Raw genomic sequence first — 22597 nt, forward strand, 5'->3', positions numbered from 1 at the left:
GATGGTCCATGTCGTCGTTGCCGGCAATCCGGAGACCGATGTCGGTGAACCATGGAAGCCATGGTAGGAGAGGGGCACGGGCGGCGGAGGATACAGTGCCCCGCCGACTCCGACATCACAGTTCCGGGCCCGGCGATGCCTATGCGCCAAGTGCGCGGGGAACACCCAGGCTTCGCCAGTTCTTCTAACGGCGCTCGTCGCATCGCCATCAACTGTTCCAATCGGCGTTGAGCGAGGTCAGCGCCAGGGTCGCAGCCCTGGCTAGGTAAATGCGGCGGCAACTGGCTGGTGTGCTCCGCCAATGCCTCTTGGCGTAATGCTGCGTGGCAAACGGCTGCCCGGAGCCTGTCTTACGTGTATTGCGAAGGCCATGCAGGAACTGGTGCTCGCTTCAATGAACGTAGCTCATCGGCCACGAAGACTCGCGCCATGGTGATCCATGGGAAACGAAGCGCGGTACCCGGGCGGTAGAACGAAATCATCGGGTAGTGGCCGTCAAGGATGCACTTGAAGTGGCGAACACCCTTTTGCGGATGGGTTGCCGTGTAGCAGGCACCGTGGGTTAATTCAAACTCGACGGGGCCCTGGTGGAACGTCATGGTGCGACCACAGGCAACGTCCGTCGCAGTACCGGTTTCTTCGCCCTCTGCCGAAGCCAGCTTGATCACAAACCAATCATCGAACGCTAGCGTTGTCTTCCCATCAGCCACTTCCATCAGCCATTGTTCGGAGYGCGGAAACGGCGGCAAAATTGTATCTAAGTCAATTGCCTGGCGTTTTATCTTCATTCTGCACTTTCTTTCAGGCCCGTTTAAATGTCATGAACAGGACGGACCTGAAACTGACAGCGAGCTATTGTGATTTCCATGGGGGATCGTCTCCGGATACTTGCCTGGGCGCCGCACATCGCGAGGATTCCGGTTGGCGCCGTCCGAGATCATCCGTGGGACGACTACCCGGGCGACAACTATCGCGCCAGGGCAGCGGGCGCCGTCGCACTGGTGATCGAGTCAATCCGGACAGTGCGAGAAGAGCGCAGAGCCACTACCGACATTGGCGGATACCTGTCCGGAACCCTGTGGCGAGATGACGGGGGAAATACGTGCAGGTCCTTTGCAAGGCCTCACACAGCATGAGTCGTCAATGCAGGAGACGCGCTTAAAGGTTGCTCCTGGGTCGAGGTGCTTGTGGCGTCGGCGGACATCAGAATTCATCACGGAGCAAGCCGATACTGCCGCCGGCGCCCATATGCCAAATCCGATCGATTACGGACTGTACCTTTAGCCCAAGGCAACGCACAGATACAGTTCATGCCGCCGCCAAGGTGGACAGTGCTGGACGACCGTGGAAGACGTTCGCGGTATTGCGATTGCGTTCCATCAGGCTTGCCTCGGCTGGTGGATGGCGCGCGCAACGTCATGGTCGTCCAGGCGACGGACGCCGGCATGAAGCCGCCGGGGTTGATGATGCTGTCATCGCCTCAAGTCCCGGGGGGATGGTATTTCAAGGCGCTGCGGGGGGCGGCGCGGCCCGGCTGATTCGCCACGTCAGGTGCATTTGCGGCCTTCTTGCCGAAGTACGATGCACTAGACTTTAGATGTCGCCCCAGAGGCGAATGGCAGCCTACCTTTCGCTTTTGTCCGCAGCACGGGTACGCTGGCATGACAGGTCCAGCGTTGCCGCTTTGCATCTGGCATTGCATCGCGAGCGCTGCCGTGTATTGAGCAAAGCACTCGAAATTTTCCAGCCGGGGCGTTGCGCCGATGCGCGCGGAGGATCTCGTCATGCGCCCGTCCACATTGTTCCATTGGCTGGCTGGACTACTTTGCCTGGCTGTCTTTGCCGCACAGGGGGCGCAGGGAGTTGACCAGCGACCGCCGGCCGCAAGCGCATCCGTGCCGGCAGCAAGCGCCTCCGCGCCGGCTGCGTCCGCACCTGCCCGCCAGCTCAACCTGGCGGTCAAGCCGTGGCAAGGTGACTTCGACGCCATGCTTGAGCGGCGCATGATTCGCGTCCTCGTTCCCTATAGCCGCACACTCTATTTCAACGACAAAGGTAGCGAACGCGGCCTGACCGCGGAACTGATGCGCGACTTCGAGCGCTACCTGAACAAGACCTACGCTGACCGGCTGGGCAAACGTCCCCTCACCATCTTCATCATTCCGACCACGCGGGATCGCTTGCTGCCCGGCCTGGCGCAGGGGCTTGGCGACATCGCCGCGGGCAACCTGACCGTGACGGACGAGCGGCTCAAGCAAGCGGATTTTTTTGCGCCACGGGACCGCAAGCCGGTTCGCGAACTGGTCGTGACCGGACCGAAGTCGCCTCAGATTGCCACGCTGGAGGACCTTGCCGGCAAGACTGTCCACGTGCGGCGCGCGTCCAGTTACTACGAAAGCCTCACCGCGCTCGACAAACGCCTGCGCGATGCGGGCAAGCCACCCATCAAGCTGACGCTGCTGCCCGACGCGCTTGAGGATGAGGATGTTCTCGAGATGCTCAATGCCGGCCTGCTCCAGATTGCGGTCGTGGATGACTGGAAGGCCGCGATGTGGGCGCAAATCCTGCCGAAGGTGAAAGTGCACAACGACATCGCGGTTCGTTCCGATGCCGTGATCGGCTGGGCTATGCGCAAGAACAGTCCGCAATTGCAGCAGGTCGCCAGCGACTTCTATCTTCAATACGCGAAGAAGCAAGGGGTGGTCGACTATCGGCTGAAACAAGCCATGAAACGGGTCAAGCAGATTGCCAATAACACCGAGGCCGCCGAGCTCAAGCGCTTCCAGCAAGCGCTTGCCCTGTTTGAAAAATACGGCAAGCAATATGACTTCGATCCGTTGATGCTTGCGGCGCAGGGCTTTCAGGAGTCGCAGTTGAACCAGGAAGCGCACAGTCGCGTGGGCGCGATCGGCGTCATGCAGATCATGCCATCCACGGGCAAGAGCCTGAACGTGGGCGACATCAGGACCGTCGAGTCGAATATCCATGCCGGTACGAAGTACATGGACCAACTGATGACGCGGTACTTCCCGGATGCCAGGTTTACCGAGAACAACCGTCCGTTATTTGCCTTCGCCAGCTACAATGCCGGCCCTGGCAATATTGCGAAAATGCGCAAGGCCGCCGAAGAGCGGGGCCTGGACCCGAACAAGTGGTTCAACAATGTCGAGATCGTGGTGGCGGAACAGATCGGGCTGGAAACCACCACCTATGTGCGGAACATATACAAGTACTACGCGGCCTACCGGCTGCTCCTGGAAGCTCAGGAGCAGCGCAGCAAGGCAATGCAAAAGGCTCGCCAATAGTGGCGCCGGGATGCGGCCTGACGCCGCCTTGAACGGTACTGGACCAACGCGGCGAAGCCCAGGGCAATCGCCAGTGCGCGCATCTCATCCACCCAGCGCGATGATGGCCATGGTCAGCGCCACGCCGAGCGCCATCATGCCGAGGCCGGTGCGCAGGGCGCCGAATCGCGCGTAATGCCCGAGGGCCGCGCCGCCGCCGAAGAGCATGACCAGCGTCAGCAAGCGCGAGAGGATCAAGGCCTGCGCGACGTCGTCCAGCAGCACGAACGGCAGGGCAACCGGAAACGTGGAAAGCACGACGATGCAGAAGATGCGCACCGCGCCGAGCAGGTCTTGCGCATCAAGGGCGGGGCGGTTGGGCACCGTTGCGGATGCGACAAGGCGGGACCGGATGGCCTCCAGTTCCGCGTCGGCAACCAGCGTCTTCATCAACTTCGGCAACGTGTTGCGGATGACCTGCACCCCCTGTACGGGATCCGGTGCGTGCCTCACTGCCAGCACGAGTCCGAGGCGCCTGCCGCGGTTGACGAGCGTGCGCACCAGGAACATGACGGCGTCGACCAGTCCCCACGCCAGGTTGCAGCCCAGGGCTGTGCGCAGCATGGTCTGGCCCGCGTCCTGCCCCGCGGTGGTTGTCGATACCGCGCCGACGAAGGTCAGCGCCATGAACAGGCCGAAGCACATTTCCGAGACGCGGTCGACAACGTCCAGGACGGGTTCGCGCGTCTCGGCCTGCTGCCGCGATAAGGACTGGTCGTCGTTCATGGATTCCCGCCTGTAGATTGCGCAATTCATCAGGGTGCGCATTGATGTTCTAAAACAAGCATAGATCGGCAGGGAGGTGACGGAAACCGCGCAGTGCCGGTATCTCGGTATCGCTTTCAGCGGGTAGCGCAGAGGCTTCCATACCTTGGCAGATTGCGGGCTCTTGCGTGCCGCTGCGCGTGATGAATCCGGCACGGATTCATCCGGCCCGAGGCTTATCGCGAGAAGGCTGTCTCCTATACTTAGGAAACGCACTGAGCCGCCGAAGCGGCCGGCCAGCGTCACCGTGACGCAGGAAGGTGCGAGGTTGGCCGCGCCAGCAGCAGGGGACATAGTGAATTCGTCCGGTTCATGGCCACGCCCTGTCGTGCGCGCGATCTGGCGATGAGTCGCCAGGCTTGAACGGGGTATCGCGGACGGTACCCGCTGCTCGCTGAACCTGTCAGGGTCCGATTGCGATCCTGGGCAGTCGATGTCCGATGCAGCAAGATGGCGGGCTCCCGCAGGCGCTTCGAAGTTTGAGGCGCCTTTTCTTTTGCCTTTGTCCGAATCCGCTTCACGCCTCACCCAGGCAGGCAGCCCGGCACGGGAAGGGGAAGAAGGGCAGGCGCCGGGCGGCCGGGCGGCCGGGCGGCGCGCGGCCGCCCGTGCTCGTCTGCAACCGCGTCGAGTCAGAACCTGTGCCGGATACCGAGGACCGCGCCGAACTGGTTCTCGCTGCCATTGACCGTACCGAAGCCGGTGCCCCCGATCGCACCGGCACCGCCCGAGGTCACGCCTAGATTGGAGCCGTCCTTGTTCTTCGCATAGGCCAGGTTCAGATAAGCGTCGGTGCGTTTCGACAGGGTGTAGTCAGCCGATGCGACGAACAGCCACGGATCGGCACCGGTACCCTTGAAGTCCTGGTAGTAGGCTGCGCCGGTCAGCGAGAATGCCGGCGTCAGGTTGTAACCCAGGCCCAGCCAGTACAGGTTGGAAAGGTTGTTGGCTCCCAGGTTGCCCGGCAGCGTGGCGCCATCGAGCGCCTTGGCCCAGCGATAGCCTGCGTACATCTTGGCCGGTCCGAACGAGTAGGTGCTTGCCACGGTGGCGCGCCGGATCTTGGCATCCTTGAGGGCGCCGGAGGCCGCCAGGCCGGGGTTGATTTCATCGTACGCAGCACCGACCGAGAGGGGGCCCGCAGTGTAACCAACGCTTGCGCTGTACTCCTGACCGACCTTGAAGCTGCCAGGGACCTCGCCAGCGGCGCCGCCGCCAGTGTTCGAGCCGAAGCTGTACATGGCGATGGCGGTCACGCCGTTGAAGGTGCCGGCGTACTTGATCGAGTTGTCGGCGCGACTGGTAAGGCTGGCATCCTGCGCAATGATCGAATAGTTCGTCGAGATGCCCATCGGGTCATATTTCAGGCCGAATTCATAGAGTGGCGTCTGTTGGCGGCCCAGGGTCACGCCGCCATAGGGGCTTTGCACACCGACGTAGGCCTGGCGGCCGAACAAGCGCCCGCCCTGGGCCGACTTGCCGTCATCCACCGTGAAGCCGCTTTCCAGCACGAAGACCCCTTTCAGTCCGCCACCCAGGTCCTCCACGCCACGCAAGCCCCAGCGGCTGCCGGACATATTCCCGGAGGTAATTCGGGTGACGCTGTGGCTGCCCCCAGGCTGGTTGTTCTGGTACTCGATCCCCGCGTCAACGATGCCGTACAGCGTTACGGTCGACTGCGCGTATGCACCGGTAGCTGCCATGGCAGCGCCGACGGCGGCCAGCAGTTTCATCTTCATCTCGACACCCCCATTGCGAAATGACTGGAAAATCGTCGCCCGACCGCGTACGCGGATGTTCCCAATATAGGCGCAACCGTCCCCCGGCGCACAAACGCGATAGGGAATGCGAGACCGGTGCTATAAAAAAACCAGCCCGACAACCGATGCACCCGCGGCGCTCTTCCCCAGGCAATCCGGCGGGATAGCCGGTCACTGGTGATTGCGTTTCGCGTGGCCAGTTCCGTTGCCTGCGCCGATATTTATCTCTTGTGTCTGCCAATCTCTCTTGGCGGCGCGGTATTGCGAGGGGGATAGAGTTTCTGGAATTGGGCAGTCGTGATTCCCATCCCGGCCTTGTCATCGATGATCGTCATCTCCTGCCATGCCGTTGGCTTGCCTTCCAGGCCTGAGAACTCCCTCAATTGCCAGATCCGACCCGTTTGCGTGTCGAGGAGAAGGGGGCTCGCATGGCCCTGGGGACTAATGGCGATCTCGTATCGCCCAGGCCCTGCGGGCGCAGGCCTCTCGAGGGCTTCTTGCGGTCCGGTGGTTACGGCCGCTTCGCTGCTTCCCGATGCCGCAACTTTGCCGCCCCCGGGGGCGGCCGACTGCTCGCGGGCACCGCAGCCAGCTAGCAGAAGCATCGACAAGTACGATGCATGGAATGCCGCGAAGCGCATATCTTCCTCCCAGACCCGGCGGCTTTGGCCGCCATGCTATGAGAGCATAGTTGCGCTTCGGCTTCTGACCTACCTCGGGCAACTAGTCCGTTTGCAGAAATCGCCCGCCGGATACCGGGTCAACTGTTTCTGCGGCGTCCATCTTTACCTGCGTCCTGACTGCGACAGAATCCTTGCGGCAAGAGAAATGCAATTAATCCCCAATATGTCTGCCCCAGGCCGAAACCGCGGTATGGCGGCCGGGTAGATCTCTTGCGGCCTTTGTCGTTGCCGACGGAGCGATGAACGGGGCCGATCTCGCTAGTGATCTGGAAGTCTTGTACGGGAGTGATGTTGTAGTGCTCTGTGAGCCACTATCCCATTCATTCTGTCGTCAAGGCACGCACCGCTCGTTTAATCCGGCTCGCGGACGTTTAAAAATTCCGCATTTTTCTGATTATCGTAAGCGCCACATTTTTGCCGCACTCTTCTCGGAGGGAGTCGGACTGCGAAACCGTACTGCCGCTGGCAGCGAGTGAGTTCAGTGCCCAGACGTCGGTGGGCGGAGTAAAACGCAATTAATCGCCTGTTCTCGTCCATCTGTGACGATGTCGTGGCCTGCCAGGAGGACCGAGGGCTACCGAGGGTTGCCGAGGTTGCCAATTGGCCAAGCCACCAGGCATTGCGTGCATCCGTCGGCGTGCTGTCCAGGCGGAGAACCTGTCCAGGCGGAGAACGGTAGAGGGGGCGAATCTGGAGCGCGTGGCTTTGGGTGCGCCGGACGGTACGAGTTTGACGAAGCTCGTCGTCCCGAAGGCGCAGTTTCCCCACGCTCGAGCAGGCATGCCACCCATGCGGGCAAAGCCTCCCGGCACGCAGCGTGGGAGGCTGACGCCCACATGGATGCGGGCGACTCCCGGTGCTCTTTTGCGGTCATGCGCGAACCCGGCACGCCCGCGGCGGTTGTTTGCTGGCCGTTCAGTTGGCCTTGGCGGCTTTCGCTGGGTGTTGCGCCGGTCGCATTGCGCGACGGGCTTGCAGCTGCTGCGCCCATTTCGCATCGGCCTGCGATACCTGTCCCGCCTCCTGGCCCGACAGATCCACGCGCGGCGCTCCTTCCGCCAGGCAGGTCCAGTATCGGGTGCCGCGGCACCAGGTCCGGAGCGCGTCGAGCAATGCGGGCTCTGCCAGGGCGAGCTCCTCAGCGTGCTTGGTCAGGTCCTCGAAGAGGCCAACTTTCAACGGCACCTTGGGCGCGGGGTTCTTCGGAAACGCTGCCGGGAAGCGCTTTTGCAGCTTCGCGATGGCCTGCAATACCGGATCCACGGGTTTGGATCGATCCGCGGGAACCACAGCTTTGGATCGCTTGACCGGCACGGCGGGGCGTACGCGTGGTGCCTTGGCCTGCGGCGCGGACTTCGCCTGCTTCGCCAGTTGTTCTTTCAGTGCCGCCAGTTGTTCGAAACCCATCGTGCCCAGCCATAAAAAAAGTGTGCCGATTGTAGCAGGCCCACGCGTTTGGTGATGCCGCCCCTCTCTGCCGCCGAGGTCCAACGGTTCGGACTGGGTTGCCTTGAGAATATCTGGGAGGCACGCATCGGCCAGAACTCGCGTACTGCGGGTTTCTCGCAGCGGTCGGGTCTGGCCGATCCCAACCAGATCCCAAGCCGATCACCGCGGCATTCAGCCTCGCCGCGAGAATGTCGTCGCCCGGTGATGTTGCCTTCGCCTCAAGGCGCACCAACTCGGCGGCTGACAACGTGCTCAATTCAAATTGGCAATTCAGCCACGCATGCAAATTGCACCTTGTGCCGCGGCCATATCCGACCGGGCGATTGCACCAGGTGGATCGACATGCTGACTAGCAAGCTGAAGGAAGAAATCCATTTCCATTATTCAATGGTGCGGGAAAAAGTACGATCTAGACATGCTCCATCGTGATAATTAATGTACGATTCCGAGAATTGGAACCAATTGGAGAAAGGCGATGGCCACATACAAGCAGTTGCTGGCAGAGAAGGAAAAGCTCGAAGCACAACTTGTGGAAGTGCGTGCCACTGAAGTTGCCGATGTTATCGAGCAGATTCAGACCTTGATGGCCCAGTACGAATTGACCGCCGAAGACCTCGCGCCAAAACGACGTCGCGGCCGTCCTGCCTCGAGCGTGGCGCCTGCAGAAAAGATCAAGGTTTCGCTGCCGCCTAAATACCAGGACCCGAAGACCGGCGCTACCTGGACGGGTCGCGGTCGTGCACCAGCCTGGCTAGGCAAGAACCGTGACAAGTTCCTGATTCCGGAGGCGTAGTCAAGGACGCCGCCAGGCGAGGCCACGCTAACTCGCGTGGCAACTTCCGCAATCCAGGTTTGCACGCCATCGTCTGGCTATCGCCTTAAATCGGGGTGACGGGCGGCGCTGGCGACGTGCCGTTCTGTTCTACTGCTTGGAACAGAAATCATGCCGGCCAGGCGATGACCGATTTGCTCGCGGGTCGGGTATCGAATGTTTTCGAGGGCCAACACAACGACGGCGTTGGCCCCTTTGCTGGATTTCATCTGCTCGTTCGCGCCGGCAGCGATTAAAGCGCCTCTCCCTGTTTCAGGATACCTGCGGCGATGAGTGCGGCTTCCAGCCAGGACGGTCGGATCGATTTTCCCGAGCGGATGTTGTCGATGCGGGCGCGTTCCGCAGCCACCTTCTCGGCGGCCTTGTCCAGCACCGTGGCGACCATGTCGCGCTCGATCACGACAATGCCGTCGGCATCTCCGACGACGAGATCGCCTGGCTGGACGGCCACGCCGCCGCACTGGATCGGGCGATTGACGCGGCCGGGCACCAGCTTGGTCGGGCCGTTCGGATTGGTGCCGACCGAATACATCGGAAAGCCCAGTTCGCAGATTTCATCACGATCACGGGCTGCGGCGTCCAGCACGGCCGCCGCGACGCCGATGGCCTTGCACTGATTGGCCATGATTGCGCCCATCAGTGCACAGGACTGGTCTGCCTTGCCGTCCACGACGATGACATCACCGGGCTGCGCGATCGCCATTGCGGCATGGATCATCAGATTGTCACCGGGCCGGACTTCGACGGTGAGCGCCGGCCCACAGAAGCGGCTGCGGTGATCCATTGCGGTTATCCGTCCGTGCATGCCGCCGCGGCGGCCGGCGACGTCGGCCAGGATCGACGATGGAAATTGCGATGCGCGTGCAATCAGCTCAGGTGATACGCGCTTGAAATCCTGTTCGATAGCGCGTTGTGCATGTTCGTTTGCCATGATCTTCTTCCCTTCAGTTCATTGTCACGTTGGCTGCCTTGATGACATCCGACCACTTGCGCTTGTCCGTCACGAGGAATTCGCGGAACTTCTCGGGAGAGCTGCCTACGACTTCCATGCCGTCCTGTTTCAGCCGCTGCGCGATGTCGGGCTGGCGCAGCACTTGCTGGACCTCCTTCTGAAGACGGGCAACGATTGCCGCCGGCGTACCCTTGGCGGCGCATAGGCCGGTCCATGCGACGGGATCGAAGCCGTTGACACCGGATTCTGCGAAGGTCGGGACGTCGGGCAGTCCGTCGAGGCGGCGCAGGGCGGCAACGCCGAGCACGCGCAGCTTGCCGGACTTCGCGTATTGCAGCGAGCTGATCGGCTGGTCGAAGATCAGCGACACCTGGCCGCCCAGCAGGTCGGCCATGGCCTGGCCGGTGCCTTTGTACGGTACGTGCACGATGTCGATGCCGGTCCGCAGCTTGAGCATCTCGCCGGCAAGGTGCCCGGCAGTGCCGTTGCCGGACGATGCGTAGTTGAGCTTGCCGGGATTGGCCTTGGCGTAGGCAATCAGTTCCTTGACGTTATGGATCGGCAGCGACGCGTTGACCAGCGCGACGTAAGGCGTATTGGCGATCAGCGAGACCGGCACGATGTCGGTCTGGGAGTCGTACGTCATCTTCTGGAGCAACGGCTGGATCGACAGCATGCCCGTGGTGCAGATCATGAGCGTATGGCCATCGGCGGGTGCCTTGAGCATGACGTCCGCGGCGATGTTCCCGCCGGCGCCGGGCCGGTTGTCGATCAGGACCTGCTTGCCCAGCGCGTCGGCCAGTTTCGGGGCGATGATGCGGGCCACGATGTCGTTGGAGCCGCCCGGCGAGAAACCGACGAGAATCCGGACCGGCCGGGACGGATAGGCCTCCTCGGCGTGTGCGGGCAGACAAGCCGCCAGCGTCAGGCCGGCAGCAAGAACTTGAAGGAAGCGCGAAGGGAGCGAACGCTTTGGCAGGCTACGCATGATGGATGAGGGCGTGTGGTAGTGGTAGGCAAGGACAATGTGGATCCGTATCGGATCTCTGGGAATACGGTGTCGGGCTATGGCCGGATCAACGCCTGGGCCGCGGCCGCGATACGTCGCGCTCCTTCGGCAAGCACGTCCATGCTTGTTGCGAAGGAGAGCCTGAAATGGGTGTCGACGCCGTATGCGGAGCCCTGCAGCATGGCGATGTTGGCCGACTCCAGCGCCCATGCGGTCCAGTCATCGCTGGTGCGAATCTCGCGGCCATCGGGTGTGCGGGAGCCAAAGAGCTGGTGGCACGATGCAAAGAGGTAGAAGGCCCCGGCGGGCGCTTTGCATTCGATGCCGTCGATCTTGTCGAGGGCATCGACCAGGAAATCCCGACGCTGCCGATAAACCTCGCGGTTCGCAGCGATGAAGTCTTGCGGGCCGTCGAGTGCCGCGAGAGCCGCGGCCTGCGCAATGGCGTTGGCGCCGGAAGTACTCTGCGATTGCAGCTTGACCATGGCCTTGATCAGCGCGGCCGGCCCGCCTGCGTATCCGATGCGCCATCCTGTCATGGCATAGGCCTTGGATACGCCGTTGATGGTCAGCGTCCGGTCGGCGAGCTGCGGCGCCGCCTGCGCCATGGATACGAATCCGGTGCCGTTGTACATCAGGTGCTCGTAGATGTCGTCGGTCATGATCCAGACATGGGGGTGGCGCTCGAGCACCTCTGCCAGCGCGACCAGTTCGTCGCGGGTATAGGCGGCGCCGCTAGGATTGTTCGGCGAATTCAGGATAAGCCAGCGCGTACGCGGTGTGATGGCGCGCTCAAGTTCTTCAGGCATCAGCTTGAAATCGTGCTCCGGCTCGCAGGCCGCGTACACGGGCGTGCCACCGGCAAACATCGTGATGTCCGGGTACGACACCCAGTACGGCGCGGGCACGATGACCTCATCGCCGCGCTGGATCGTGCAAAGGATGGCGTTGAAGATCACCTGCTTGGCGCCGGTGCTGACGATGATTTCATTCTGCTGGTAGTGCAGATTGTTTTCGCGCGCGAACTTGCGTGCCACGGCCTCGCGCAATGGCACCGTGCCGCCGACATCGGTATATCCCGTCTTGCCGGTGTTCATGGCTTGCCATGCCGCCTCGCGGATATGAGCCGGCGTGGCGAAGTCTGGCTCGCCGGCCGTCAGGCCGATGACATCGCGGCCGGCAGACCGGAGTTCCCTGACCCGTTGGCCCGCCATCGAGCTCGGAGATGGTTTGATGCGGTTGAGGCGATCGGAGAGTGTCAGCATGGATGTCCGGCTAGGGGTGATTGGGCTTGAAAGAAGTATCCAGCCTTGTCCGGCACGCCACAAACGAGTAATCGGCCACCCCAGCCATTCCATTTTTTCGTATAGTGCTGCTTCGTGGTGCGAGCGGAAAGCAGATGGAGCGGGGTAGATCAATGTGAATGTGACTTTAAAGCAGCTTGAAGCCTTCTATTTCAGCGTCTCGCATGAATCGTTCACCTCGGCGGCGGCAAAACTCAATACGACGCAGTCCGCGGTCTCGAAGCGGGTAATCGAACTCGAGCAGGCACTAGGCGTTCAGCTGGTGCATCGCATGCCCAAGGGGCTGGTCCCAACGCAATCCGGTACACGGCTGCTCCCGCTCGCGGAGGAGGCCATGCACCTCAAAGGGCGAATTGCCAGCGAGATCGGTCTGGACGACGATATCAAGGGTACCTTTCGCATCGGGGTCACCGAACTCGTGGCGCTGACATGGCTGACAAAGCTGCTGCGCGAACTCAAGGCTCAGCATCCGGCATTGCACGTCGAGCTGGTCGTCGATGCGGGCATGAACCTGTTTGGTGCGCTGGAGGCCAATACGATCGATCTGGCCATCCTGCCCGGGACCTTCTGGGGCGACGCCTACAAGTGCGTCGAGGTGGGCCGGGTGGAGGATTTGTGGATGGCCAGCCCGAAGCTGGACTTGCCCGACCGCCCCCTGAAACCCGCGGAATTTTCCGACTACCCTGTGCTGGAGCAGTCGGCGGGGTCAGCCAAGAATGCTTTCTACGGCGCGTGGCTCCATGAGCACGGTTTCCGCTTCAAGAAGGTGTTCTCGACAAATAGCCTGACGGTGCTGCGCGAGCTTGCCATCGAAGGGCTCGGCATCAGTCAGCTGGCCGTCGATTACTTCGCGCCGGACATCGAAGCCGGCCTGCTGCGTATTGTCCGTACCGATCCAATGCCGCCTGCGCTCGTGTATTCGGCCGTCTATCGCCAAGCCAGCTTTTCCAGGGCTCTGGATTTCATTGCGCAGACCTCCGCACGCGTATGCAGCTTCGTTCGCGGTCCATACGACCTGTCCAGCCGTTGAGCGGGCACACCTGGCTGTCGAGGGACGGCGCTAAACGGCCTGGGACGTTCGTTGCCAGGGCCAAGACTGCGGAACGGACAGGGCTGGAGGCCTACCTGGCCGCGAGCTCGGCAAGGCGTCGCACAGTTTCCTCGGCGCGCAGGGAGGCTTCGTAGGCCGATCTGCCGATGCTCTCGTTCCATTCACCGCCGGCAATCGCATCGATGTGCCGCTTCATGGAGCGAACGGCGTCCCGGTCGCAATCCCCGATGTTCCCTGCATACGTGTCGATGACGTCGGGGAGGTCCTCGCGGCGCACAAGGTCGGTGAGAAAGCCGATCCGGAGCAATTCCTCGCTTTCGAGCGTCATGGAAGTCAGGAAGATTTTCTTGGCTGCGGGAGAGCCCAGGCGCGAAACGAAGCGCCGCAGACCCCCTGGGTAGTAGTGCAGTCCAAACTTCGCGGCGGGCATGAACAGCTTGCAACCGTGAACGCCGACACGGAAATCGCAAGCCAAGGCGAGGTCCGTGCCGCCACCGTAGGCGCTGCCGTTCATCGCGCATAACGTCGGGAGCTCGAGGTTTTCCAGGGCGTCGATCATGTCTTCGAGCGACCGGTCCAGGCGCGTGCCGATCTGGCTCAGCGTATAGCCCGAGCAGAAGGTTTTCTCGCCTTCGCCCGTCAGCACGAGCAGCCGCAAGGCCGGGTCGCACCTCACTTGTTCCACGAACCGCAGCAGGATCCCGATATCGTCTGGGTCAAGCCGGTTGTGCTCGGCAGGGCGTCGGAGTGTGATCGTCGCCGTCGCGCCGGCGATTTCAAGGGTAGGCTTTGCGGATGTCATGGCTTGGGGTCGTGGCCGTGTTGCAGGATGATGCCTTCGCGCGCCAGTGCTTCCAGGTCAGGCGTGATGAATCCATGCTCCCGAAGGACATCGAACGTGTGCTCGCCGAGCAAGGGCGGCGCGCGCCGAATGGATTCCCCATGGCGGCCGTCGAAGGCGATCGGGCTGCCGACTTGGCGGATAGAACCCAGCTCCGCATGCTGGACTTGCTCCACCAGCCGCGAGTGAATGACCTGTTCGTCAGCGAAGACATCCGCAACGTTGTAGATCGGCCCAGCCGGAATATCGGCCGCCAGCAGTCGTTCCGTCCACTCCTTGCGGCTGTGCGCCTTCAACCTGGCCTCGATGATCTCCTTGAGCTCGGCGCGCCGCTCGATCCGCGCTGCATTCGTCGCGTAGCGCGGATCATCGATGAGCTCTCGGAGTTCAAGCACCTCGCACAGGCGCCGCCACATCTCGGCTGTCGCCGGTGCGATGTTCAATGGCCCATCCGCGGTCTGGAACACGCCGTACGGCGCAATCACAGGGTGCGTATTGCCGGCGAGACCGGGAATCTCCCCCAGACTCAGGTAACGCTGGGCCTGGACGCTCATGAGCCCGACGAGTCCTGCCAGCAGTGATGTCTCCACCCGGCGGCCTCGCCCTGTCGCATGGCGCTGTGCTACGGCAGCAAGGATGCCGATGACACACCACATCCCGGCAGTCTGGTCACCGATCGCCACACCCACCCTGACCGGTCCCGATTCCGGCATGCCCGTCACGCTCATGAGTCCCGAGTACCCCTGCGCAATCTGGTCGAACCCTGGACGTTGACTCGCCGGCCCCGACCGGCCGAAGCCGGTGACGCTCGCATAGATGAGCCGTGGGTTCGCTTCGGCAAGCGCTTCGTACCCAAGACCCATGGATTCCATGGCGCCGGCACGAAAGTTCTCCACGATCACGTCGTACTGGCCGGCGAGATCGCGCAGCAGGTCAAGCGCGCGGGGATCGCGGAAGTTGATGGCGATCCCGCGCTTGTTGCGGTTGCCGCTCAGGTAGTAAGCGCTGGTGCCGCGGTCGAAAGGCCCCCAATGGCGGATCATGTCGCCGCCCGCGGGCTCGACCTTGATCACGTCGGCGCCCAGGTCGCCCAGGACCATCGTGCAGAAGGGGCCGGCAAGCGCCCTGGTGAGATCCAGGACGCGAATCCCCGAAAGCGGCAAGGAAGTTGGGTCGGTCATGCTTTCTCCACTTGTAAGATCGCATGTCCCACTCTATATTGCATACAACGGAAATGCAACCGTTGTGCAATAAAGGAGAATCATGCGCAAGCCCAACATTCTTTTCGTCATGGCCGACCAACTCTCGGCGCCGGTTTTACCCTTCCATGGCAACACCGCCGTGAAGGCGCCTCACCTCCAGGCGCTCGCCGAACGGTCCGCAGTCTTTGACAACGCCTACTGCAACTTCCCCTTGTGCGCGCCTGCCAGGTTCTCGCTGCTTGCAGGCCAGTTCGCCACGCGCATCGGCGCGTTCGACAATGCGTGCGAGTTCCAGGCCGCCACGCCCACGCTGCCTTATTACCTCGCGCAGCAGGGCTACAAGACCATCCTCGGCGGCAAGATGCACTTCGTGGGCCCTGACCAGAAGCACGGCTTCCAGGAGCGCCTTACAACCGATATCTACCCGGCTGACTTCGGCTGGGCAGCGGACTGGGCGGAGGGCGAGTTCAGCTTCTATTCACCTGGACACAACCTGACCACCGTGGACGAGAGCGGCTCTTGCTTCCGCAGCCTGCAACTCGATTACGACGAGGAGGTCGAGGCGAAGGCGATCCAGCGCCTGTACGACCTCGCGAGGGAGGACGAGCAACCGTTCTTCATGTGCGTTTCCTATACGCACCCCCATCCGCCTTATCACATCCTTCCCGAATACCTGGATCGTTACTCGCCGGAGGAGATCAACCTGCCCGTTGTCGGCGACATGCCGATGCAGGCGCGCGACAAGCTCAGCCAGTGGGTGCAGTATTCCCACGGGCTGGACAAGCAAGGGGCCACCGACGAGCAAGTGCGGCGTGCGCGCCACGCCTACTATGCGATGGTGAGCTATGTCGACGACAAAGTGGGCCGCCTGCTGGAGACGCTCAAGCGCGCGGGCTTCGAGGACAACACCATCGTCGTGTTCACGTCCGATCACGGTGACATGCTGGGCGAACGCGGCATGTGGTTCAAGCGCGTGTTCTTCGACTGGTCGGCCAAGGTTCCGCTGCTCGTCTATGACCCGCGCAAGCGCGAACCCCGGCGCATCGCGGAGCCGGTTTCTCACGTGGACCTGCTCCCCACATTGCTGGATCTTGCGATGGATGGGCAAACGCCGGCCTGGGTCGAGCCGGTTGATGGTCGCAGCCTCGTGCCGCTGCTCGCGACAGGCGATGACGACGGCGAGGCGGAAGCGTTCGTCGAGTACACCGCCGAGGGCGTCACTGGTCCATGCTGCATGCTGCGGCGTGGCCGATACAAGTATGTGTACACCCATGGCCATCCAGACCTGCTTTTCGACATGGAGGCCGACCCGAACGAGCTGGCGAACATCGCGCAAGAACAGCCGCAGGTACTTGCCGAGTTGAAGGCACGCGTGCTCTCCCGGTGGGATCCGGCCGCAATCACGCAGCAGGTGCTTGCCAGCCAGGCGCGCCGCAAGTTTATCAACTCGCTGCCCGAGGGCATTCAGCCTACCTGGGACTACCAGGCGGGCACGGACGACACACGCCGCTTTGTGCGCCGGGGCAGCGCGCGCGTGATCAAGGTAAAAAAGCGCTGGCCGGCCGTGGCGTCCGCCGCTAAGTGAACGGAGGCCGATGATGACTCAGAACAAGCTCACGGCGGACATCGATCCGCACCGTCTGGCTCGCGCGATAAGCGGCTACAACCTGATCGGCGGGGACCTGGTGAGGGCCCGTTCGGGAGATACGTTCCCGGTAGTCAACCCTGCAACCGGACGCGAGATCGGATACGCGGCGCAAAGCGACGCAAGCGACGTCGAACGAGCAGCGAATGCGGCGGCCCAGGCGCAGCCCGCCTGGGCTGCAATGCCGGCGCGCAAGCGTGGCGCCCTGCTGGCCGACTGCTCGCGCCTGATTGCAGAGCACGTGGAGGAACTAGGTCGGCTGGTGGCTCTGGAGACCGGCAAGGCACTGCGCACCGAGAGCCGGGTCGAAGCGTCTGTCGTTGCCGACGCGTTGCAGTTCTATGGCGGCCTGGCCTCGGAACTCAAGGGCGAAAGCGTGCCGTTCAGCCCGGACATGCTGACCGTCACGCAGCGCGAACCGATTGGGGTGGTGGGCGTCATCATTCCCTGGAACGCCCCCATGATGCTGATGGCGCTGAAGATCGCCCCGGCGCTGGTGGCCGGCAACACGGTTGTCGTGAAATCGGCCGAAGAGGCGCCACTGGCAGTCTTGAGGCTCTGCCAGATCCTCAGCCAGGCGCTGCCCCCGGGGGTGCTGAACATCGTCTCGGGCTTCGGGCCCGAATGCGGAGCACCGCTGGTCGCGCACCCCGCGGTCGGCAAGGTGACGTTCACCGGCTCCGTCGAAACGGGGCGAATCGTGGCACGCACGGCTGGAGAGAAGCTCATCCCCGTCACGCTCGAGCTCGGCGGCAAGAGCCCCATGATCGTGATGGAGGACGCCGACATCGCGAAGGCCGTCGCCGGCGCGGTGAGCGGCATGCGCTTCACCCGCCAGGGACAGAGCTGCACGGCCGCCAGCCGAATCTTCGTGCAGGACAAGGTGCACGATGAGTTCGTCGCCATGCTCAAGGCGCGCGTTGACACGCTGAAGATGGGCGATCCCCTGGATGAAGCGACGGACATCGGCACCGTTATCTCGCGCGCCCAGCTCGACAAGGTTCTCGGCTACATCGAAAGCGGTCGAGCCGAGCCTCGTGCCCGCGCGCTCGAATGCTCCCAATTGCCTGCAGACGAGTCGCTTCGGCAGGGGCTGTTCATCAGGCCGGTCATCTTTACCGGCTTGGGCAACGCGTCCCGGCTGGCACGCGAGGAAATCTTCGGGCCCGTGACGTGCGTGATCCGCTTCTCAAGTTACGAAGAAGCCGTGGCGCAAGCCAACGACAGCGACTATGGACTGGCTGCAACCATCTGGACGCAGAACCTGAAGACCGCGCTGGATGCCACCCGGCGCCTGCAGGCAGGCTTCGTGCAGGTGAACCAGAACATCGTGGTCCAGCCGGGATTGTCCTATGGGGGCGTGAAGCAATCCGGCCTTGGCCGCGAGGCGTCGCTGGAGGCAATGCTGGACCACTTCACGCACAAGAAGACCGTGATCTTCAACATGAACTGAGCTGCGCTCGGTACGAGGAGACAAGAATGGCTGCGATCGGTTTCATTGGATTGGGCAATATGGGATTTCCCATGGCGTGCCGGCTGAAGGAGGCAGGGCATGACGTTCGCTGTTTCGATCTCGACGCGGGCTCGATGGAGCGCGCATTGCATGCGGGCCTCCGGCCGCGGGCTTCGGTCGAGGAAACGGTATCCGGGGCGGAGGTCGTCATCACCATGCTGCCCAGCGGCCGGCATGTGCTGGATGTGCTCACGGCAGACACCCTGCCGCTCGCACCTGAAGCGCTTGTGATCGATTGCTCGACGATCGATGTCGCGTCCTGCGCTGTCTTCCACGAAACGCTGCGCAAGAAGGGGCTTGTCACGCTTGACGCTCCCGTTTCCGGCGGCGTAGGCGGCGCGGCGGCGGGGACACTCACGTTCATGGTCGGAGGCACGGAAGCAGCCTTCGCGCGTGCCCTCGGACTGCTGCGCGCGATGGGCAAGAACATTTTCCATGCAGGCGCGGCGGGCGCCGGCCAGGCGGCGAAGATCTGCAACAACATGCTGGCGGGCATTTCCATGGTGGCCGTCTCCGAGGCCCTGCATCTGGCCAAGCGACTGGGGCTGGATCCACGCAGGTTCCACGAAATTGCCTCGGCGTCTTCGGGCCAGTGCTGGGCGCTCACGAGCTATGCGCCYGAGCCCGGCCTGGTGCCATCCGCGCCGGCCAACCGGGATTACGAAGGCGGCTTCGCTTCCGAGCTGATGTTGAAGGACTTGCGGCTGGCGGAGCAGGCTGCGGTTGCCAGCCAGTCGCCGGCATTGCTGGGTGCGGCGGCCGCCTCGGTCTACGCCATGCACTGTGCCGCCGGGCGTGGCCGGCTCGACTTTTCCTCCATCATCAAGATGCTCGGCGCGTAAGCTGCCCGTAGCCAAATCAAGAAGCAAGGAGACCAACCATGGCAATCGTCCGAAGCATCGTCCGGCTGGCTGTCGTTGCCGTTCTGTTCGTCAGCGGCGCAGCCTTCGCGCAGAAGGAAACGGGGAAATTGATTGTGGGCTATCCCTCGGGCCAATCTGTCGACGTGGTCGCCCGGATCCTGGCCAACCGCCTCGGTCCGGCGATCGGGCGATTGCTGATCGTGGAGAATATGCCGGGGCAGTCCGGCAGCCTGGCGCTGGCGGCGGTTGCGCGCATGCCCGCCGACGGCAGCGTGATGACGCTGTCGGCCTCGGCGGCTCTGGCTGGCAATCCTTTCCTGTATCGGAACCTGCGTTACGACACGGCCAGGGATTTCGAGCCGATCGGCCTGGTCTACGATGCGCCGCTCCTGCTGATGGTCAATAGCGCGCTTCCCATCCACTCTGTGAAGGAGCTGGTTGCCTACGCGAAGGCGAACGCGGGAAAGGTCAACTATTCCTCCCCAGGTAACGGTTCGGTGTCCCATCTGGCGATGTCGGAGCTCATGCGGCGAACCGGCATGGAAATGACGCACGTCCCCTATGCCGGTTCTRCCAAGTCGCTGACCGACCTTGCCGCGGGTGAGGTGCAGGTTGCCTTCGATGCCTTTGCGGGCGCGCAGCCCTTCCTCGCCAATGGCAAGGTGCGTGCGATTGCGGTGAGTTCCCGGGAGCGCCTGACCGCACTGCCGTCCGTACCGACAGTCGCCGAGAGCGGCATGGGCATGGAAGACTTCGACGTGGTCCCGTGGGTGGGTCTGCTCGCGCCCGCGGGCACCCCGAAACCTGTCGTGGACAAGGTGAGCGCAGAACTCGCCAGGATTGTCCAGTCTCCCGAACTGTCCCAGCGGATCGCCGCCCTGGGTGGCCGCCCCCGCAGCAGTACCGCGGCGGAATTCAGGACCTTCATGCATGGCGAGATGGGGCGGTGGGCGGCCGTCGTCAAGGCGTCCGGCGCCCGCCTGGAGTGATGCAATGATTGCTATCGGCTCTGCCACGCTCGCTCGTGACACGCGGCACCACCGGGTCTTGGAGAACGGCTTCAGCTTCCATCGCAGTGAGTGGATGCAGGCCGGATCCGACCCGTGCCTGTCTCCCACCATATTCCTGGTGGAGCAGCCTGCGCATTCGGTGCTGCCTGCGCACTTTCATACACAGAATCAATTCCAGGTCTTCCAGCAAGGATCGGGATCCCTGGGGTCTCGTGCGGTCGGGCCCGGCTCCGTCCACTACGCCGGCGCATTCACAGGGTATGGGCCCTTGGTGGCGGGGCCGCAGGGGCTGAGTTACTTCACGATCCGCGCGGCGTTCGAAACCGGCGCGAACTTTCTTCCGCTTGCGCGCGACAAGCTGCGCCGCGGACCGAAGCGGAACGCGCACGGGCCAGTACATGAACCCCGAACGATCGGGCAGCTCCGGGCACTGAAGGCCCCGCTGCGTGCCGAACTGATTGGCGCCGATGGAAGCGAACCCGAGGCCTATGCATTGCAGCTTCCGCCGTTTTCGGAAGTGAGCGTCCCGGCCGCCCGTGGCTCGGGGCAGTTCCAGCTCGTCCTTGCGGGTGAGCTGAGCGCACCGGAAAGCCGGTTGCAGGAGTGGGAGAGCCGGTTCATCTCGGCGGGTGAGCACGGCGGTGCCTGCCGTGCCGGCCCGGACGGCCTTCACCTCCTCATATTGCAGATGCCGGCCATGGCTGCGGAGTACCTGGCTCTGCGTTGAAGCACCTCACAGACTCCTGTATAAAGTCCTCATGAGTGAACCAAAATCAAACGCATTGCGTAAACGCGATCCCCAGCCGCTGTCCGTGGAGCAGGTCTGCGAGCGGATTCGCTCCGGCATCCTGCGCGGAGACCTGCGGCCAGGCGCAAAGCTGACAGAGCAGGATCTTGCCGCGGAATTCGAAGTGAGCCGCACGCCCGTCCGGGAGGCCATCCGCCAACTGGAGACCGAGCGACTCGTCAGCCGGACGCCGTTCGTAGGTGTCACGGTGAGGCAGCTGACTCCGGAAGATGTGCTTGAGTTGCTGGACATCCGCGAGGTGCTCGAGGGTCTGGTGGCACGTCTGGCGACGCGGCATATGGATGCCGCGCACCTGCAGACGCTGAAGAAGTCGCTCCAGCAACTGACTGCCTGCGCGAAGAAGGGAGATGTCGCCGGCTATCTTGACCACGCGCTGGCGTTTCGCCGTGTGCTCGTCGAATGCTGCCGCAGCGACACGCTGGCTGAGTACGTCCTCGCCATCGAGAATCAGTTGCGCCTGATGGGCAATCGAACCGCCGTGCTGCCGGGCCGCATGGAAGCCGCGATCGAGGAACACGAGAAGCTGCTGGATGCCATCAGGCGCGGCGATGGCGCTGCGGCGGAGCAGCTAAACCGGGAGCGCATCCAGCACATCCGCGATGCGGTTGCGAAGTCGATCAGTTTCTCTATCCTCTAGATCCTTAGATCCTTAGATCCGTAGATCCTTAGGATCCAGGCCGCGGCCTGCGGCCGCCAAGGCCGGCTCTCAAGTGCGGTACGAGGTACCTCGCTCCCGTTCGAGCTTGCGCAAGAGGCCAGGCCATTCCACCTTGCCAACCTCCAGGAAGCCGCCGGGACCGAGCATCTTGCGCCCCTGAGCGCGGGTGTGCCGGATGGTGGCCTCGGACAGTTCGTGAAGGGCCACGCCACCGGCCTGGCCATCGATCTGGTACTGGCATGCCGTCTCCAGGCGCAGCATCCAGCAGAACGCCTCTCCCACACTGCGGCCAACCGTGAGCGCACCGTGGTTGCGCAGGATCAGAACGCGACCTTCCGGGCCGAGGTCGCGCACCAGCCGCTGCCGTTCGTCCTCATCCAGCGCTGCGCCCTCGTAGTCGTGGTAGCCGAGCAAGTCCAGCATGACGCAGGCCTTCTGGCTGAGCGGCCGCAGCCCCATGGCCTGCATCGCGACAGCGTTGTTGGCGCGCGTGTGGCTGTGCATGACGCATTGCAGATCAGACTGCGACATGTGAATGGCGCTGTGGATGATGAAGCCGGCGGGATTGAGCAATGACGGATCGCCCTTCACGACGCGGCCGGCCAGGTCCACCTTGAGCAGGGCCGAAGCCGTCATCTCGTCGAACAGCGTGCCCAGCGGGTTGACCAGGAAATGGTGTTCGGGCCCGGGCAGCATGACCGAGATGTGCGTCGACGCGAGGTCAGACATTCCGTACAGGTCGGTGAGCTGATAGCACGCGGCGAGGTCGCAGCGCAGCTGCCACTCGGCCGGATCCATGCCGTCGGGCATTGCCGGGGAAGAAAGCTGCTCGGTATCGCTTCTCATGTCTTTGTCTCCTTGCTATTGCTGTTGCTGTTGCTGTTGCTATTGGTGGTCTGCGCGCCGCC

General features: G+C 62.9%; 19 protein-coding genes. 9 read left to right on the forward strand and 10 right to left on the reverse strand.

Features of this window, described 5'->3' with window-relative positions; translation table 11 throughout:
- Positions 1–350: 350 nt before the first annotated feature.
- Positions 351–788: a hypothetical protein gene (locus AC1DK4_RS20225; protein ID WP_477131732.1), complete on the reverse strand. Its 438-nt coding sequence runs from the start codon at positions 786–788 to the stop codon at positions 351–353.
- A gap of 996 nt (positions 789–1784) precedes the next feature.
- Between AC1DK4_RS20225 and AC1DK4_RS20230 the strand changes: the two genes are divergently transcribed.
- Positions 1785–3305, forward strand: coding sequence for an MltF family protein (locus AC1DK4_RS20230; protein WP_441615641.1), 1521 nt, complete (start codon positions 1785–1787; stop codon positions 3303–3305).
- Positions 3306–3389: 84 nt separating this feature from the next.
- Here AC1DK4_RS20230 and AC1DK4_RS20235 read toward each other — a convergent pair whose 3' ends face one another.
- From AC1DK4_RS20235 to AC1DK4_RS20245, 3 genes are all read right to left on the reverse strand, one after another.
- Positions 3390–4070 (reverse strand): hypothetical protein, encoded by a 681-nt coding sequence (locus AC1DK4_RS20235; protein ID WP_441615744.1) that lies wholly within the window; start codon positions 4068–4070, stop codon positions 3390–3392.
- Between the two features lie 671 nt (positions 4071–4741).
- Positions 4742–5848: a porin gene (locus AC1DK4_RS20240; RefSeq protein WP_441615643.1), complete on the reverse strand. Its 1107-nt coding sequence runs from the start codon at positions 5846–5848 to the stop codon at positions 4742–4744.
- 1619 nt (positions 5849–7467) lie between these two features.
- Entirely contained in the window at positions 7468–7959 is a 492-nt protein-coding gene (locus AC1DK4_RS20245; protein ID WP_441615645.1) for a ProQ/FinO family protein, read from the reverse strand.
- A 517-nt stretch (positions 7960–8476) separates the two neighbouring features.
- Here AC1DK4_RS20245 and AC1DK4_RS20250 point away from each other — a divergent pair.
- A complete protein-coding gene (locus AC1DK4_RS20250) occupies positions 8477–8794 on the forward strand; it encodes an H-NS histone family protein (RefSeq protein ID WP_441615647.1) in 318 nt (105 codons plus the stop codon).
- Positions 8795–9065: 271 nt separating this feature from the next.
- On the opposite strand, the gene AC1DK4_RS20255 is transcribed toward AC1DK4_RS20250, so the two are convergent.
- The 3 genes from AC1DK4_RS20255 to AC1DK4_RS20265 form a co-directional block, all read right to left on the reverse strand.
- Positions 9066–9764 carry an RraA family protein gene (locus tag AC1DK4_RS20255; RefSeq protein WP_441615649.1) on the reverse strand — a complete coding sequence of 233 codons (699 nt, stop codon included), beginning with the start codon at positions 9762–9764 and terminating at the stop codon, positions 9066–9068.
- A 13-nt stretch (positions 9765–9777) separates the two neighbouring features.
- Positions 9778–10773, reverse strand: a complete 996-nt coding sequence (locus AC1DK4_RS20260) for a Bug family tripartite tricarboxylate transporter substrate binding protein (RefSeq protein WP_441615651.1) — start codon at positions 10771–10773, stop codon at positions 9778–9780.
- Between the two features lie 77 nt (positions 10774–10850).
- On the reverse strand, positions 10851–12059 hold the full coding sequence (locus AC1DK4_RS20265; protein WP_441615746.1) for a pyridoxal phosphate-dependent aminotransferase: 1209 nt from the start codon (positions 12057–12059) through the stop codon (positions 10851–10853).
- Positions 12060–12213: 154 nt separating this feature from the next.
- Between AC1DK4_RS20265 and AC1DK4_RS20270 the strand changes: the two genes are divergently transcribed.
- A complete protein-coding gene (locus AC1DK4_RS20270) occupies positions 12214–13128 on the forward strand; it encodes a LysR family transcriptional regulator (protein WP_441615653.1) in 915 nt (304 codons plus the stop codon).
- 91 nt (positions 13129–13219) lie between these two features.
- On the opposite strand, the gene AC1DK4_RS20275 is transcribed toward AC1DK4_RS20270, so the two are convergent.
- The gene (locus AC1DK4_RS20275; RefSeq protein WP_441615655.1) at positions 13220–13951 is read right to left on the reverse strand and encodes an enoyl-CoA hydratase/isomerase family protein; all 732 of its coding nucleotides are present in this window, start codon (positions 13949–13951) and stop codon (positions 13220–13222) included.
- Complete coding sequence (locus AC1DK4_RS20280; protein ID WP_441643406.1) at positions 13948–15171, reverse strand: CaiB/BaiF CoA transferase family protein; 1224 nt, start codon at positions 15169–15171, stop codon at positions 13948–13950. Before AC1DK4_RS20280 ends, AC1DK4_RS20275 begins: the two co-directional genes overlap by 4 nt.
- 82 nt (positions 15172–15253) lie before the next feature.
- Here AC1DK4_RS20280 and betC point away from each other — a divergent pair, with 82 nt between their 5' ends.
- Genes betC through AC1DK4_RS20310 form a run of 6 tightly spaced genes read left to right on the forward strand, consistent with a single transcriptional unit; the run spans position 15254 to position 21668 of the window.
- Entirely contained in the window at positions 15254–16777 is a 1524-nt protein-coding gene (gene betC, locus AC1DK4_RS20285; protein WP_441615658.1) for a choline-sulfatase, read from the forward strand.
- A gap of 10 nt (positions 16778–16787) precedes the next feature.
- Positions 16788–18290, forward strand: coding sequence for an aldehyde dehydrogenase family protein (locus tag AC1DK4_RS20290; RefSeq protein ID WP_441615660.1), 1503 nt, complete (start codon positions 16788–16790; stop codon positions 18288–18290).
- Positions 18291–18316: 26 nt separating this feature from the next.
- Positions 18317–19192 carry a 3-hydroxyisobutyrate dehydrogenase gene (mmsB, locus tag AC1DK4_RS20295; protein ID WP_441615662.1) on the forward strand — a complete coding sequence of 292 codons (876 nt, stop codon included), beginning with the start codon at positions 18317–18319 and terminating at the stop codon, positions 19190–19192.
- A gap of 38 nt (positions 19193–19230) precedes the next feature.
- Complete coding sequence (locus tag AC1DK4_RS20300) at positions 19231–20202, forward strand: Bug family tripartite tricarboxylate transporter substrate binding protein (protein ID WP_477131733.1); 972 nt, start codon at positions 19231–19233, stop codon at positions 20200–20202.
- 4 nt (positions 20203–20206) lie between these two features.
- The gene (locus tag AC1DK4_RS20305) at positions 20207–20950 is read left to right on the forward strand and encodes a hypothetical protein (RefSeq protein WP_441615666.1); all 744 of its coding nucleotides are present in this window, start codon (positions 20207–20209) and stop codon (positions 20948–20950) included.
- Positions 20951–20981: 31 nt separating this feature from the next.
- Entirely contained in the window at positions 20982–21668 is a 687-nt protein-coding gene (locus AC1DK4_RS20310) for a GntR family transcriptional regulator (protein ID WP_441615668.1), read from the forward strand.
- A gap of 69 nt (positions 21669–21737) precedes the next feature.
- Here AC1DK4_RS20310 and AC1DK4_RS20315 read toward each other — a convergent pair whose 3' ends face one another.
- Complete coding sequence (locus AC1DK4_RS20315; RefSeq protein WP_441615669.1) at positions 21738–22535, reverse strand: class II aldolase/adducin family protein; 798 nt, start codon at positions 22533–22535, stop codon at positions 21738–21740.
- Positions 22536–22597 lie beyond the last annotated feature (62 nt).

The sequence above is a fragment of the Cupriavidus sp. 05N38 genome, assembly GCF_056397345.1.